At 52.7% G+C, this 16,912-nt stretch carries 6 protein-coding genes; 2 read left to right on the top strand and 4 right to left on the bottom strand.

Translation table 11 applies throughout. The features are described from left to right. Window positions 1-85: 85 nt before the first annotated feature. Both ppc and UNDYM_RS16545 read left to right on the top strand, forming a co-directional pair. A complete protein-coding gene (gene ppc / locus UNDYM_RS16550; RefSeq protein ID WP_197740913.1) occupies window positions 86-2,872 on the top strand; it encodes a phosphoenolpyruvate carboxylase in 2,787 nt (928 codons plus the stop codon). Window positions 2,873-3,091: 219 nt separating this feature from the next. Next, window positions 3,092-6,796, top strand: a complete 3,705-nt coding sequence (locus tag UNDYM_RS16545) for an AAA family ATPase (RefSeq protein WP_162042010.1) — start codon at window positions 3,092-3,094, stop codon at window positions 6,794-6,796. Between the two features lie 12 nt (window positions 6,797-6,808). On the opposite strand, the gene UNDYM_RS16540 is transcribed toward UNDYM_RS16545, so the two are convergent. The 4 genes from UNDYM_RS16540 to UNDYM_RS16525 all read right to left on the bottom strand — a co-directional run bounded on the left by UNDYM_RS16540 (window position 6,809) and on the right by UNDYM_RS16525 (window position 16,902). Beyond that, on the bottom strand, window positions 6,809-10,189 hold the full coding sequence (locus tag UNDYM_RS16540; protein WP_162042009.1) for a DUF4214 domain-containing protein: 3,381 nt from the start codon (window positions 10,187-10,189) through the stop codon (window positions 6,809-6,811). Then, the gene (locus UNDYM_RS16535; RefSeq protein ID WP_162042008.1) at window positions 10,186-15,006 is read right to left on the bottom strand and encodes an S-layer family protein; all 4,821 of its coding nucleotides are present in this window, start codon (window positions 15,004-15,006) and stop codon (window positions 10,186-10,188) included. Before UNDYM_RS16535 ends, UNDYM_RS16540 begins: the two co-directional genes overlap by 4 nt. Continuing rightward, complete coding sequence (locus tag UNDYM_RS16530; RefSeq protein ID WP_162042007.1) at window positions 15,006-15,860, bottom strand: DUF4347 domain-containing protein; 855 nt, start codon at window positions 15,858-15,860, stop codon at window positions 15,006-15,008. The genes UNDYM_RS16535 and UNDYM_RS16530 overlap by 1 nt, the downstream gene beginning before the upstream one ends. A 406-nt stretch (window positions 15,861-16,266) precedes the next feature. Further along, window positions 16,267-16,902 carry a hypothetical protein gene (locus UNDYM_RS16525; protein WP_162042006.1) on the bottom strand — a complete coding sequence of 212 codons (636 nt, stop codon included), beginning with the start codon at window positions 16,900-16,902 and terminating at the stop codon, window positions 16,267-16,269. Window positions 16,903-16,912 lie beyond the last annotated feature (10 nt).

Below are 16,912 nucleotides of genomic sequence, written 5' to 3'. Positions count from 1 at the left end.
CAAATATATTGCTACTTATTTGCCACTGCAGGCGTACAAGAATTTTCATCGATCTGTTTTTATCCTTACCGTAGAATTTGTCAGCATGAACGCCCACCTACACCCGCAATTAAAAATGAACGATATCAGCGACGACAAAGACCAGAGTCTGCGTGAAGACATACGCAGGCTGGGCCGCATATTAGGCGACACGGTAAGAAACCAGCATGGTGACGAAGTATTTGATCTCATCGAACAGGTGCGCCAGAATTCCATACGCTTTCGCCGTGACGCAGATGAAGCTGCACGTGCCGAGCTGGAAACCACGCTGGATACACTGACCAATGACCAGACCACGCAAGTCATACGCGCCTTCAGTTATTTTTCACATCTGGTGAATCTGGCGGAAGACCAGCATCACATACGCCGCACCCGTGCGCATTTGATTGCCGGTTCTGCACCGCGCCAGGGTAGTTTGGCGCACACCATTGAAGCACTGTACAACACAGGCCATAGCAGCCAGCAGTTGCTGGATTTTTTTGAGACTGCACAAGTGTTTCCGGTATTGACTGCCCATCCTACAGAAGTGCAGCGCAAGAGTATTTTGAATTGCCAGATGGTGATTACCCGCCTGCTGGATGAGCGCGACCGCATGCAATTGACGCCGGAAGAATCCGCAGCCAATGAAGAGGCACTGGGTCGTGCAGTATTAACCTTGTGGCAGACACGCATGCTGCGTACTTCCAAATTGTCAGTGCTCGATGAAGTGGAAAACGGCTTGAGTTTTTATGACTATACTTTCCTGCGTGAATTGCCACATCTGTATGCAGGTCTAGAAGATTTACTGGTAAGCAAAGATGCAGCGCTGGCTCAGCATGAACTGCCCAGCTTCATGAAAATGGGTAGCTGGATAGGCGGGGACCGTGACGGTAATCCTTTCGTCACAGCCACTGTGCTGGAAAAAACCCTGGCCATGCAGGCCACACGCGCTTTTAAATTTTATCTCGATGAATTGCATACCCTGGGTTCGCAATTGTCGATGGCGAATTTGTTGGTGAAAGTCTCAGACGACTTGCTGGCCCTGGCGCAGCGCTCACCTGATCATTCGCCACACCGATCTGACGAGCCTTATCGCCTGGCCATCAGCGGTGTGTATGCGCGCCTGTCTGCGACCTACAAACAATTGCTGGGCCTGGAACCAGTGATACACCCCAGTGGTATCGCCGAACCTTATGCGACAGCAGAAGAACTGGCTGCGGATCTGGATATTGTTCACCACTCCTTGTATGACAATGGTTCTGCTGCGATCACGCGTGGCCGTTTGCGTCATTTGCGCCGTGCGGTCAAGGTGTTTGGTTTTTATCTGGCACCTGTGGATTTGCGCCAGAATTCAGATGTGCACGAGCGTGTAGTGCATGAGTTATTGCAAGCGGCTAATCCTGAATTGAAGTACCTGGACTTGAATGAAGAACAGCGTGTAGAAGTCTTGATCAAAGAGATCAGCTCGGCCCGTCCACTGGCTTCGCCTTACCTGAGCTATTCGGAAGAAACCCAGTCTGAGCTGGCGATTTACCGTGCCGCCTGCACCGCGCAAAAGCGCTATGGCAAGGGTGCAGTGCCTAACTGCATCATCTCCAAGACGGATGGTGTGTCCGACATGCTGGAGCTGGCCTTGCTCCTGAAAGAGTCTGGCCTGCTGCATCCTGCTGAAGGGCGTGTGGATGTGAATATCATCCCACTGTTTGAAACCATAGGCGATTTGCAAAACAGCGCGCCTGTCATGGACAGGTTGTTTGGCATACCGGCTTATGCACGCTTGCTGGCCAGTCGCAACAATGCGCAGGAAGTCATGCTTGGTTACTCTGACAGTAACAAGGATGGCGGCTTTTTGACTTCCGGCTGGGAGTTGTACAAGGCCGAGCTTGACCTGATCGCCATATTCAGCAAACACCAGGTGCGCCTGCGCCTGTTCCATGGACGCGGTGGTTCTGTTGGCCGTGGCGGCGGCCCCAGCTATCAGGCGATATTGGCGCAGCCTGCGGGTGCTGTGCAGGGACAGATTCGCCTGACAGAGCAGGGCGAAGTTATTACTGCCAAATACGGCAATCCTGAAGTAGGGCGGCGTAATCTTGAAGTATTGGCTGCGGCCACCATGGAAGCCAGTTTGCTGGCACATACCGAGCCAGCACCTCGCCCCGAGTTTTTGTCAGCGATGGAAGAATTGTCTGACCATGCTTTCAAGGCCTATCGTAATCTGGTCTATGAAACCGAGGGTTTCGAGCAGTATTTCTGGGAATCGACAGTCATTTCCGAGATCGCTGGCCTGAACATAGGCAGCCGCCCGGCTTCTCGCAAGAAATCAACAGCGATAGAAGACTTGCGTGCGATTCCCTGGGTATTCAGCTGGTCGCAATGCCGTTTGATGTTGCCGGGCTGGTTTGGTTTTGGCTCTGCTGTACAAGCTTATCTGAAGGCACATCCTGATACCGGTTTGCAGACTTTGCAGGCGATGTTCAAGGACTGGTCTTTTTTCAGTACTGTGTTGTCGAATATGGAGATGGTGCTGGCCAAGAGCGATATCGGCATTGCCAGCCGTTATGCGCAACTGGTCAAGGATGAATCCTTGCGTAACCGCATCTTCCCGCGCATACAGGCTGAGCATGAAGCAACGATAGATATACTGAAGGCAATTTCTGGGCAGGATGAATTGCTGGCGGCAAATCCTCTGCTCGCACGTTCGATACGCAACCGTTTTCCCTATCTGTCGCCATTGAATCACGTGCAGGTGGAATTGCTGGAACGCTACCGTAAGGGCGATGAAGACGAGCGCGTGCGCCGTGGGATACATTTGTCCATCAATGGTATTGCTGCCGGTTTGCGTAATAGCGGCTGATTCTTTCACCCTTATGTTGAAGCCTTCCCTTGATTGTCAGGGAAGGCTTTTTTATTTGCGCTGACTTCAAGCCAGCATTCACTTGTGCAGTTTCAAAGGGAGGCATGGGTGACCCGGTTATAATATTGCTATCCAGCTACAGTAAGCTCGTGTTGATTATCCATGCACTTGCCATCTGACACCAGGTCCATCAGCGAAAAGTATCTATCTTTATTGAATATGCACACCTCAGCTTTGCCAGATCCATCAGTCTCTCAGCTTGATATTTCCTTGCTGGGTAGTTTCCAGTTAAAGCTGGACGGACAGGACATTGCGGGCAGGCTCAAATACCGCAAGGCCATTTACCTGTTGGCCTATCTGGTAATGGCAAATGGGCGCTGGATATCCAGGGAACAACTGGCAGAGTTGTTGTGGCCTGACCTGCCCGGTGCCGCTGCACTGACGAACCTGCGGCAGGTGCTCAATAATCTCAGCAAAGTCATTAATACCTCTGTTGGGGTAGATGTGATACAAAGCAGGCGCGACAGCATTGCCTGTTTTTTTGATGCGCGAGTGCACGTGGATATTGCCTTTTTGCTCAATGACTGGCGGGCCGATGAGACGGACAAAGTGTTTTGTGCATGGCTGGCAAATAGTTTTGAGCCACGATTAAGCCAGCTCAACCATGATTTTCTTGAACGCATGGAGCTCAATGTCGGTACTGATTTACAGGCCTGGATACACCTGGTGCGCAAGCAACTGCGGGAACGCTGGCGTGATCTGGCTGCAAGACTTTGCCGCGAGCAGGAAAAGACCGGACGAATTGCCTCTGCGGTGGCCGTCGCCAACCAGCTATGGGAACAGGACAGCTTAAACGAGAATACTGCGGCAAAGCTGATACGCCTGTTGTTATCCTGTGGTGACTTCAAACGTGCCAATTTTGTGTTGGCTACGCTGGAACAGAATTTACTTGCTGCCTTTGGCACACGTGCATCTGCTTCTACCAGGAGATTGCTACAGCAAGACCCTATGTCAACAGTCGTTGACCTGAGAGTTACAGGAGAAAAGCAGGTTTCAGTTATCAGCAAGGCTGTTACCGAAATCCGCTGGCTCACCCTTGCCTATGTAGAATTTGATCTCTCGCCGCATGCGGGGGCTGATGAGGCAGACGCGATTTTGCGCATGGATCAGTTACTTGGCGCAGCACAAGAGAAAATCAATCTGTGGGGCGGAGCCTGCAAACCGGTATTTGGTCAGGGTTTTCATGCGAGTTTTGGCATGCACACTGAACCCGAGCAAGCTGCCCTGAGGAGTATTTACGCCGCACAGGAAATCATGCTTGCAGATGAAGCGCGGCAACATCTTCGCATAGGTATCTGTGCTGGCAATGTACAGTGCACGCTTGATGAAATGCGCTTTCTTGGGACATTGCCAAGACTGGCGCAAGAGCTGTGCTGGTCGGCTGCAGCGGGTGAAGTTGTGTTTGACCGTATCATGGCAGAGCAAATCAGGAGCAAGCTGGCCAATAATGCCATCGCAGTATTTGCCAATAACCACTATGCACATGGTATCCCCAGGTACAGCCTGGCAAGTCAAATTGTGAGCACTGGCGGTCAGCAAGAGTTCCCCCTTGTCGGACGCAACGAAGAATTGCAGACCATATGGAGTCACTGGCAACTGGCAAAGCAGGCGCAACCACAATGGCTGATATTGCGTGGCAATGCCGGGATTGGGAAGACCAGGCTGGCTACAGAAGTGAGCCGCCAGCTCGATACGCCCGAAAACCATGTCGTTCGTATTTATTGCACGCTTGAGTACCAACATCAGTCACTGGCAGCCCTGAGGCATGCACTGAGTGAGTTATTTGCCCTGTCATCACTAAAAGTGGCTGAGTATTCAGGTGCAATAAGGGCGCGCTTGCAGGAATTGCTACCCGCTTATGAGCCGGAAGAGGCAACCCTGCATGCCCTCATTTCTTTGTTCGACCAGGACATGTTGGTGGAGACGGACAGCAAGAATCAGATATTTGCGGCTCTGGGCTTGTTATTTGACCAATTATCCAGGCAAAAGACTTGTCTTGTATTGATCGATGATTTTCACTGGTCAGATTTTGCTACCCGCGAATTCCTGGCCCGTTATGCGGGCAGTCTTGAGCAACAACAGCTATTGCTGCTGGTAACAACCAGACCCGACGCCCCGCTGGAGCATGCGGGTGCCTCGCCCGTTGTCATTGAACTCAACCCTCTGGCTGCATCTGCTGCAGAGCAAATGGTCGCTGCCTGCGACCGCCGTCATCTTTTGTCTGCCAGTGAGCAGGCACGCATCGCCCATGATTGTGGTGGTATTCCCCTGTTTATTGAAAGGCTTACCCGCAGCCGTACAGAAGATGGACAACATCACCTGATACCAGTCAAGGAATTGTTGCAGAGTGAACTCGACAAGCTAGGGCCTTACAAAAATATTCTGCAAATGGCCGCCGTCGTTGGTAACAACTTCAATGCCCGCATACTCAGGGGCCTGCTGCCAGACGAAGACGTAGCCGGCCCCCTGCAGTTGGCCATCAGCTATCGCCTGATACAAGCAGGTGCACAGCATGGGCACTATCGCTTTCAACATGCCTTGATTGCTGACGCGGCGTACCAGAGTTTTCCTGAAAAACAAAGGAGGTCTGCACACCTGCGTGTCGCAGAGCATTTGCTCAATGAGCCTGGCATAGCGAGTGCAGAAATTGCCCGACATTTTGAAGAGGCACATGACTGGCAGCAGGCTGCTGCCATGTGGACGATCAGTGGCCAGAAAGCACTGGCGAGTGAATTCGCCATGGATGCCCTGCATGATTTTGGCAAGGCGCTGGATATTGCCTTGCAACCGCAGGCCGGGCTGGCTCACTTGCAAATTTCCCTGCGTTTGTCTATGGGCAATGCCGCCCTGTTGTGCCAGGGGTATGGCTCTCAGTTGGGGCATCAGCAGTTCCTGGCAGTCTGTGACAGCTTGAATAACTTGCCAGCGCCTGATCATGAAGAAACAGAGTCATTGTTCCGTGCATTAAGTGGTTTATACATGGGGGGAAGTTCCCAGGGCAAAAGCGATGGACTGGGTATAGCGCGACGCCTGGAGGAGCTGGCGGATACGCCAGCCAAGCGCCTGATGGCCTGCTTCGCGCTTGGCAATTCATTGTTCTGGCGCGGTCTGTTTGTAGAAGCACTGCGTTATCAACGAGAGGGTTTGTCCATTGCCAAGACACTCAGTCTGGAAGAGCGGCAGCGCTACTGGGGTGAAGATCTTGAAATACTGATACGCGCCTTCCTGTGCTGGAACCTGTGGTTTCTGGGGGATGGCGACGCCCATGAACTGGCGACGGAAAGTACCTTGCTGGCCAGGGAGCGCAAAAAAAGCCATGCCTTATGTTTTATGCTGACCTTCAATACGGCCATGTGCTGGACCGCAGGTCAAATGGACAAAGTCGCCAAGCTGGCAGGAGAGGGTGTGCAACTTGGTACACAATTTGGATTTCCATTGTGGCAAAGCATGAATAGCCTGTTTTATCTATCTGCTCAGGCCAATGGCAACAAGCTCAAAGACATCATGCCTGCACTGCAGGCAGCAGAAAATTTGCACAGTGCCTACCGGGCAGGTACCACAACAGCAAGTTGGGTGTTGGCCAATACCCTGATCAGGCTGCAATGCTGGGATGAGGCAAGGTCTTTGCTTGACAAGACATTGAGCGAAATTGACAAGTACGAAGACTATTACTGTCATGCAGACTTGCTGCGTTTGAGTAGTTTGTGCTTTATGCAAGAGGGAGATATCGGTCTTGCCAGTGAAACACTGGAGCAGGCTTTGCAGATGGCAACAGCACAAGGAGCTGTAGGATTGTTTGATGCAATCAGGCAGGCAATGGCAGATTGCCAGCTACTGCAGCAAAAGCATGCTTTGCCGCAGTAGCCCATCAACAACTCAAACCGGCATAAACCTCGCCAGATACTCAGGCGAATTAATAAACTGCCCGATCAGCGTGACCACATCCGTGCCAGATTGTGCCAGCAAAGCATCAAACGTTGCCTGATCCGGCGCATGCCCCAAGAGACCAATGTAATCCAGCGTCAGCGATACTTTGGATTGCGAATTCGCCTTGAACTCCGTCGATTCCGTAAAACCCGCCAGCATATCGCCACGGCTCAAGCCATTGCCCAGTTGCCCCAGCCAGTAAGCCTTGCCTGCGGCGTCTGAACTGCGATGCAAGACATTCTGATAGACCCGGTCCACAAAGGCCGTATTATCCAGCGCCCCGTAAGTCTTCTGGAATTCTGCACTCGACACAAACGAAGCACTGATTTTACTCAGATTCATGCCATCCTTTTGCGCCTGCATCCAGTAAGCCAGACCCTCACGGTCAGGCAAGCGGTCAAAGGCACCAAAGTACAGACGCGTAATCCCGCCTATCCCACTCTGGAATTCAGCTGACTCCATGAACGACGCCGCCACCTGCGCCCGGCTCATCTTGCCACTGTCGATCTGACCCTGCCAGTACTGCACGCCTGCGGTATCCGCTTCACGGAACAGCACGTCACGATACAGCTGCATGGCAAACAGGTCAGAGCGGTGCAAGACATCATTGTCTTTGACATCAAGTTTGGTGCCGACCTTCGCTTCTATCGCATCCGGGATACCATCACCATCCTTGTCGCCGGGCAGGGAACTGTTCCTGTATCCCAGACCACCGCTGAAACTGATCTTGCCATCCACCTTGCCGTCCGCATCAAATATGCCACCATCGGTGATCTTGAAGTCCACCTTCAGTTTGCCATTCACCTCTGTGATCGCGCTGGCAATATTTGTCCAGTTACCCGCCTTGTCCTGTACCCAGTAACCATTTACTGAACCCAGCTTATCGGTATAAACCGACAAATTGATTTCTTTACCTGTACCCACGCCATTAATTTGGCTGTTGATCAAGCCATACTGTAATTGCAGGTCACTGGGTAAATTGAGCGGGCTGGCTGACGTCGTCGTATGAGACAAGGCCAGTGAAGAATCAATACTCAAAGTCGCATAGTGCGTATTGACCAGGCCACCATTATTCCATGGCAAGGAGGCGACTTCTTTCTGCGCCTGATCAGCTTTGCCATCGCCGTTACCATCCCCCTTGCCACTACCTATCCAGTTGGGTACTCCTGCTTCTATGGTTTGCAGGATGCCGTCACCATCGGCATCCGGATCAATGACAGGATTGGTATTGTCAGAAGGATTGGTTCCGGTATTGTTGTCATAGGCAAGGATGGAATAAGCCTGTTGCAGTACCGCTCCGCTATTACCAGCCAGATCACTTACCCTGACCTTCAGGGTGTTATTACCGCTGACAGTCTGGTTTTGCAGGGCCCAGCTATTACTACCTACTGTTGCTGTCGCATTGATCCAGTTCGTGCCATTGTCGAGCGAGACCTGGATGGTTTCACCGGCGAGCAAGCTGGCACTGAGTGTACCGCTGATGGTCTGTTGAGTCGCTGTCGTGATGAAGTCGGTACCACTGATACCGTCATCATTAGAGAACTTCAGGTTCACAACGGTGGTCGTCGGCGCCGTATGATCGACCTGATACAACTGCCCGGTAAAGCCGCCATTCAGGGCCAGGCTGGACGTATCCACAATGCCAGTACCGGCATTCTTCAGATTCAGGCCCAGTGTCCCATCACCGGTCAATCCCGTGATCCTGACGCTGTAGGTAGAAGGATCAAGCTGCGTGACACTGCTGATGGTTCCTGCCACTGTCCCCGTCGTCGCCAGTGCAAAGGCTGCCGCATTCACGCCCGTCACCGCTTCACTGAACGTGACCTTGTAGTCTATCGTGCCCAGGCTGGTGTTCTCAGATTGGATGCGGGTAATACCGGTCGCGGTTGGAGCGACATTGTCACCAACGGCGATGATGAAGTTCTTTTCATAGGCAGAACCCATGGCATCCGTGGCTCTCACAAAGATACTGTAATTGCCCGGTGTCATGCCCACAGGGTTCTTCGCCACCAGGGTATTACCCGAGATGGTGAATTTACTGTTGTCCTTGTCATTCGTCCCATTACCAGTTACCAGGGTAAAACTGGCGGTATCACCCGGATTCGGGTCAATCGCTGTCAAAGTACCCACACTGGTATTGTCAGCAGAACCCTGCTGGAGTGCCGCATTCGACAAGGTGATATTGGTCGGTGCCGCATTGATGCCGGTCGCAATCACTGTCGTCGTGTTATTCAATACCGCAGAAGCAATACCGTCATTGGCACTGATGGTAAAGGTCGTGGTTTCTGTGCTGCCCACAGGGACACGGCCAGCAGCCGGCTGGAACACCAGGCCACGGATGGCCGCCTGCACGGCTGCCGGGGTACCGGCTGCATGGGTATAGGTCAGGCCGCCATCGGCAGTCGAGAAGCCAGTCGCTGCCAGTGAAGCGGCGGTGAAGGCACCTTTGGCGGCAACATCCAGGCTGATGATGATGGTTTCAGATGCACCCACGTCAGGGTCAGTGATGGTGACACCGGTGAACGGAGAAACCGTGGTGGTTTCAGTCACGGTCTGGCCTGCGACCACACCACCGATGACGGGAGCAACGTTATTGCCGGTGACGGTAATGAAATTGCCAAACAGGTCAGCGATGACGACAGCCGTAGCGGCACCAGTATTCCAGTCTTCCAGCATGCCAATGTTGTAGGTGGTGCTGTCGGTGGACGAGTTGCCATCCTTGTTCAAGCGCAATGCCAGGGCCGCCTTGTCGTTGGCACTCATGGTCATGGTGAAGCTGGTGTTGGAGGTGATGTCGACGTTGGCGGTATCGGTCAGGGTGTAGTTAAAGGCCCCCTGGCCCAGGAAACGGATACGGTTGGCGGTAATGTCGTTGTTGGCACCTGTCAGGCTCAGGAAGTTGTTACCTGTGACCACCAGCACGCCGGTGGCGACGTTGTAGGTGGCGGAAGTCACCGTTGGTGCCACCACATTGGTAACAGTAATGCCATTACCGGTCAGGTCAGCAATCACAACGGCGGCATCAGCACCGGCATTCCAGTCTTCGGCGGCAATCAGGTTATAGGTATTGACACTGGTGGAGCTGGTGCCATTCTTGTTCATGATGAGGTTGGCACCCAGCCTGTCTGCGGCACTGAGGGTCAGGGTGAACGAGGTCGCGGAGGTGATCTCGACATTGCTGGTGGTGGTGAGGGTATAGCTGGCACCGCCTTCGCCTTGCAGGCTGAATTTATTGGCGACGATGTCGTTGTTTGCGCCTGTCAGACCGGTGAGGCCAGTACCTGTGACGGTCAGTACACCGGTGTTGGCATTGTAGGTGGCCGAGGTCACGGTCGGGACGGCGACATTGGAGACGGTAATCGGGGCAGTGGTGACAGCAATATTGCCACCGGTAATGACGCTGTCCCAGTCGTCTGCTGCGGCCAGGTTGTAGGTGGTACCCCCGTGGAGGTCGTGCCGTTCTTGTTGAACAGGGCTTCGACAGCGGCCTGGTCGGCACCGGCGAGGGTCACGGCAAAGCTGGTGGCGGAGGTGACTTCGACATTGCCGGTGGTCGACAGCGTACGGGTGGCTGCGCCTTCGCCTTTGATGGTCAGGGCAGAGACGGTGATGTCATTGGTGGCACCGAGGGTGCTGACGAGGCCTGTGCCGGTGACGGTCAGGATGTGGGTGGTGACGTCATAGGTTGCAGACGTAATTGTTGGGGCAGCTACATTCGAGACGGTGATGGCATTTGTCGTGTCTGCAAGCGAACTGCTGGTGTTATCCCAATTCAGTGCAGCACTCAGGTTAAATACGGTACCACTCGCTGCCAGTGTGCCATTTTTGTTGAGAAGGCCATTGATCGCCAGTTTATCCGCCGCGTTCAGGGTAATGGAGAAGGCGGTTGCGCTGCTCGCTGTAACATTGGCTGTCGTAAGTGCATAAGAACCTCCGTTTTCACCCACGAGACTCAATTTGCTGACGTCAATCGTGTCATTAGCTACCATACCAGCGCCGTTGACCGTCATGATGCCTGTCGCGGCATCGTAACTGGCGCTGGTAATGGTCGGTGTTGCAATGGTAATTGTCAGGCCAGTGCTCAAGACGCTGATATTGCCAGCAGCATCGGTAGCTGTGGCTTTAACGGTGTGTGAACCGACCGCCAGTGCAGAACTGGTTAAGGCCCAGATGCCAGCACCATTCGCTGTGCTTGTACCAAGCAAAGTGACGCCATCTGTATCGTACATATTGACGGTGCTGTTGGCTTCTGCAGTGCCAGTAAAGGCGGGGGTCGTGTTGGCGGTGATGTTATCCGTATTGGAGACCCCCGTATCGGTGGCTGCCGTCATGTCTGGTGTAGATGGTGCTGCCGGTGCTGTGGTGTCGAGTACGTAAGCTTGGCTGAACGTCACGCCACTATTGCCTGCATTGTCTGTCACCCGCACTTTCAGGGTGGAGCTAGCGGACAGGGTAGTGCCACTGAGAGACCACGTACTCTGTCCAACAGTCGTCGTGGCATTGGTCCAGGTACTGCCGTTATCAAGCGATACTTCGACGATGTCTCCAGTAACCATATTCGCACTCAAGGTACCGGATATGGTTTGCGCGGCAGTTTTGGTAATGAAATCAGTGCCGGACGTGCCGGTATCGGTCGAGAAGGTGGCAGTTGCAATCGTGGTGGTCGGTGCCGTGGTATCGAGCACATAAGCTTGGCTAAATGCCGTACCACTATTTCCTGCCACATCGCTCACCCGCACCTTCAGGGTGGAGCTAGTCGTCAGGGTAACGCCACTGAGAGACCAGGTATTCATTCCAACAGTCGTCGTGGCACTGGTCCAGGTGCTGCCATTATCAAGCGACACTTCGACGATCTCTCCAGCGACCATATTCGCACTCAAGGTACCGGATATGGTTTGTGCGGCAGTTTTAGTAATGAAATCTGTGCTGGACGTGCCGGTATCGGCCGAGAAGGAAGCAGTTGCAATCGTGGTGGTCGGTGCCGTGGTATCGAGCACATAAGCCTGGCTAAATGCCGTACCACTATTCCCTGCTGCATCGCTCAACCGGACCTTCAGGGTGGAGCTTCCCGTCAGGGTAACGCCACTGAGAGACCAGGTATCCTGTCCAACAGTTGTTGTGGCATTGGTCCAGGTGCTGCCATTATCGATGGAGACTTCGACAAATTCGTTTGCCACCATATTCGCACTCAAGGTGCCTGATATGGTTTGTGCTGCAGTTTTGGTAATGAAATCGATGTTGGACGTGCCGGTATCGGCCGAGAAGGTGGCAGTTGCAATCGTGGTGGTCGGTGCCGTGGTATCGAGCACATAAGCCTGGCTAAGCGTCGCGCTACTATTGCCTGCCGTATCGCTCACCCGCACCTGCAGGGTAGAGCTAGCCGTCAGGGTAACGCCACCGAGAGACCAGGTATTCAATCCAACGGTTGTTGTGGCACTGGTCCAGGTACTGCCATTATCAAGCGACACTTCGACGATCTCTCCAGCGACCATATTCGCAGTCAAGGTGCCGGATATGGTTTGTGCGGCAGTTTTGGTAATGAAATCAGTGCTGGACGTGCCGGTATCGGCCGAGAAGGTGGCTGTGGCAATCGTCGTGGTCGGTGCCGTGGTATCTAGCACATAAGCCTGGCTAAATGCCGTACCACTATTTCCTGCCGCATCGCTCACCCGCACCTTCAGGGCGGAGCTAGCCGTCAGGGTAACGCCACTGAGAGACCAGGTATTCTGTCCAACGGTTGTTGTGGCATTGGTCCAGGTGCTGCCGTTATCGATAGAGACTTCGACAAATTCGTTTGCCACCATATTCGCACTCAAGGTGCCGGATATGGTTTGTGCGGCAGTTTTAGTAATGAAATCAGTGTTGGACGTGCCGGTATCGGCAGACATGGCGGCAGTTGCGATCGTGGTGGTCGGCGCCGTGTTATCGAGGGTATACACCTGGCCGCCGGTATAACCGGTGGCAATGGCGTTGCTTGCTACGTCGGCAATGCCTGTGCCTGCATTTTTAAGGTCCAGTCTCAAAGTTCCATCACCGCTAATGCCATTGACGGTGACGGTATAAGTGGTACCACTGCCGGTCACGCTGGTAATGTTGCCATTAACGCCGCCTGTTGGGGTAAGCACAAAGTCACTGGTATCGACGCCTGTGACGCTTTCTGAAAAAGTCACCGTGTAGCTGACACTGGTGGCATTGGTAATGGCTGCACCTGTGCGATTGATGGAGGAAACGGTAGGTACCACGCCATCAACCAGGACATTGCTTAATGCGCCAACGCTGTTGAGCGTCAGTGTTGCGTCGTTACCTGCAGTATCTCTTAATGTGCCACCGTTCAGGGCGATATTAGCGGCCAGGCTGACACCGTTGGTATCAAGATTGCCATTAGCGACGGTGTAGCGGAATACCAGAGCATTGGTACCAGATCCACTCAGGTAAGTTGCCGCAACGGTGCCGCCAGTGTCGAGTGTCAGGTCAAGCTTGGGCGAACCAGTGACAGTGACGTTTTCGCTTAAGTTCAACGTAAAGTCGAGGTTTTGTCCGACGATGTAAGTGGCATTCGCTGGAACACTGACAGAGTTCACTGTGGGGGCCGTCGTGTCGATGGTGAACGACAGTCCGGTTGATGCGACACTCACATTTCCAGCCGCATCTGTGGCTTTGGCTGTCAGGGTATGTCCACCTGCACTTAATGTTGAAGAGGTAATTGAGTAGCTACCACCCGTTGCTGTAGCAGTACCCAGTACAGTTGTGCCGTCGGTATCGTAGAGCGTCACAATACTGCCAGTCTCTGCTGTACCCGTGAACACAGGTGTGGTGCTGGAAGTGAGATTGTCGGTATTAGAGACACCGTTGTCGGTGCCCGCCGTCATGTCTGGTGTGCTTGGAGCGGCAGGTGCCGTCGTGTCAATGACGATGTTCTTGTTCGCGCCCAGCGAATTGGCAGCACCTGGACTAAATAGCGCCAGCGTCGCATCGGAGCCGGATGACGTTGATTTGATGGTGCCACCATTGAGCGATAGTGCTGTCGTACTGTTGTAGTCGAGATCGCCACTGGTATCACCAGCCTGGACTGTATAAGTGAAAGTCAGCGTGTTGCTGGTTGAACCGCTGACGTAATTGATAGTGCGGTCTACGGTACCTGTTTCAAGTAATAACTGTGGGATGCCAGTGACTGTGACTGCTTCATTGAAAGTAATCTGTATCTGTATGACTGTACCAACCGAATAGCTGCCGTTCAGCTTGCTGGATGTAACGTTGGTAATAGTGGGATTGTTGAGTACCGTGAAATTACCAAGTTTCTGATCGTAAGCAATCCCGTCGGCCCCTGAGGAACTACCTGAATCAGCATAGCCGCCATTGCCCGCACCAGCACGATTGCCAGTTGCGAGTGAATTATTGGTCACACTATCCAGAGTGACCGTTCCGCCATTGTTCCATATGCCGCCTATACCATTGCCACCAGCGCCTCCGTCTTTACCTATATCTGCTTTACTGCCGCCACCGCCACCGCCGCCGGCACCAATGTTGTTGGTGATGCTGCTACCTGTAATGGTCAATGTTCCGATGTTGTAGATACCACCAACCGCGTTTCCACCGGCTCCGCCTTTTGCATCGGCACCGCCACCACCGCCGCCACCGCCAATACTCAACCCTCCACCTGCATTGGCAGTGCCACCGTTGCCCCCTCTGGAGTAAGTTGCAAACCCACCTGAACCATTCCCTCCTGTGGTCGTACCGCCTTTTCCGCCCAGCAAAGAGTATATCCCCGAAAGCGGTCCTCCATTGCCACCGGCGCCAGCGGTGCCTGTTGCTCCCGGGTGCGAATACGCTAAACTGGATCCGCCATTACCGCCATAGCTGCTCCCGTAGCCGCCACCACCACCACCACCGCCACCATTACCAGATGTCAGGCCGCCGGCACCGCCGCCTGCTGAAGCCTTGTTATTTGTTATATTGCTGTTTGAAATTGTTAAAACGCCAGAATTCCATATGCCGGCTCCCTTGGCATCGTCCCCCGGCTTTCCTATATCGTTGAGGTCTGGTCCGTTGACACCAGCGTTACCGCCATTGCCAGTGACAAAGCCATTGGTAATCGTCAGGTTTTGAATAACGACAGCAGATCCTGCGCCGTTTGTGCCGACGGTCATCACCCTTGCCATATTATTGCCGTTGAGGGTGTTACCACCCCGACTATGGTCATCGTGTGACCATCGGTAACATTGATAGGGACGCTATCAGAGGCGTTGCTAAAGGTGATATTGCCAGTAAATGTAATGACATCATCGACACCATCGCTGTTACCGGTGGCGATAGCAGACTTAAGACTATTGATGCTATTGACAGCGGTCGTCACCAATAAATGATCGTAGTTGCCAAGCTTGCTGGTATCCAGAGCACTATCCTTATGCAGGGTGCCAGTCGATATTTCCAGGTCCCAGTTGCCGCCCCGGCTTGCAGTTCCTGTTGCATCAGTTGAGGCTTCTACCGTGGCGCCGGTCACCTGGGCAATGGTTTGAATAAAATCCTGACCAACACTGTCTTTGCCAATATCACAGCCGTACAGCCTGATTTCTCCACCGGTCTGTAAAGATGCACCGATGGCTTTTAACTGTTCGGTATAGTTGGCGACATTACCGTTATGCAGAGGTGAGTTACCTAGCAAGAGAACACCATCATCACCATGCGAAATGATGCTGATAGACGAAGCGTTGTGGACATCCTTTAATGCATCGGCAATTTGTTGCACGCCATCATGCTCTGTATCCAGAACGATGACTTTAACCCCTTCTTTGGCTGCATTGATCAGCGTGGCCTGATCTGGTACCCGACCATCAATGATCAGAATCTGCTGGCCCGCGCTTGGATTTGCCGCAGTACCCAAGGATAGGGAGGGGGCGGGCGTGGACAAGGTAGCCATCAAATGCGCAACGGTTGAGTTAGCAAGTGCGTCTTCGTGGACAGACTGAATATCGGTTGCGGCAGTTTGATTGAGCAGATTCATTGTGTAGACTTCTGACTTAAAGAAAAGGTGTACGCATGTCGAGCTCGCGGGCAAGATTGAGGAATCTTGAAAGCTAAGAAGTTGCTCAAAACATCATGCAATAATGGCTATGAAAAAATTGCTTGATGCTATCAAACTGCCGTAAGAGATTCGTAAGAAGGGCGGTGATTCTTGATTGGCGAAATCTGGAAATCGTAATTAAATGCCCATGTCTGATGCCGACTTAGCCAGGACCTCCCTCCTAATGGCAGTAACTGGATAGCTCTCTATCCAGTTCTAAAGTGGGTGGTGGAAAATGCCGGGGACTGCAAGCCGTTTTCTGACAACTGGCATCGTAGACAGAGGTTGCTGACTTTGTGCTATTGATAGTGATGAGATGGCGATTCCGTGTTGACTTTGCTATTGTTTAGTTCCATCGTCGAGGGAGAAGGAACTTACTGGTCCTTATGTCGAAATAGCATGTGATTTCGTTTATACCATCTTCAAATGACAGTTGGGTCACGGTTGACGTCCCGGGCTGTGTCAGGCTGCTACCTTCTGGCCAACTGGAAATCCAGAGATGCACAGTAGGGCAGGGTTGCATCTCAATACTATTCTTGAAATGTACTGGCATTGCAGATACAGCATTGCCAGCTATTTCAATCCCGTTCACTTGCGCATTTTGATATAGACCCGTGACCATACTTCCCGGCGGTGTGGGGTATTGATTTAACAAAGTAAATACTTGGGCATTGCCATCCCCTACGGAATTCTCAATGATCCCATTTTCCTGCAATGAATAGAGCTTACCTGCTACGGCTGGAATTTCTGTTTCCGATATTTTTCTCAGCTTCGCACCATTTTGCAATGATGTTGAAGATGCATAAATACCGTACTCTTCTTCCCAGCTGATTGTGTTTCTGAGCGCTGGCCGAAATATCTGCCATGCGACATTTGGCTGGCCTCCGGAAAAAGTCTTGGCTACGATAATTTTGTAATTGACTTGTGAAAGTAAATGCAGGTCTTCGGAGGAAAGGTCAATATTCAATCTAAAGGATGTCATGACTTTATTT

Source organism: Undibacterium sp. YM2 (assembly GCF_009937975.1).
In the GTDB taxonomy this organism is placed as follows: domain Bacteria; phylum Pseudomonadota; class Gammaproteobacteria; order Burkholderiales; family Burkholderiaceae_D; genus Undibacterium.
The sequence above is the reverse complement of the archived record's forward strand: the minus strand, read 5'-3'. Positions and strand labels throughout refer to the sequence as shown.

Coding starts and splice junctions, on each gene's coding strand:
- UNDYM_RS16525 (WP_162042006.1), bottom strand. CDS start 16,902: ATGACATCCTTTAGATTGAATATTGACCTTTCCTCCGAAGACCTGCAT.
- ppc (WP_197740913.1), top strand. CDS start 86: ATGAACGCCCACCTACACCCGCAATTAAAAATGAACGATATCAGCGAC.
- UNDYM_RS16545 (WP_162042010.1), top strand. CDS start 3,092: ATGCACACCTCAGCTTTGCCAGATCCATCAGTCTCTCAGCTTGATATT.
- UNDYM_RS16535 (WP_162042008.1), bottom strand. CDS start 15,006: ATGACCGTCGGCACAAACGGCGCAGGATCTGCTGTCGTTATTCAAAAC.
- UNDYM_RS16530 (WP_162042007.1), bottom strand. CDS start 15,860: ATGAATCTGCTCAATCAAACTGCCGCAACCGATATTCAGTCTGTCCAC.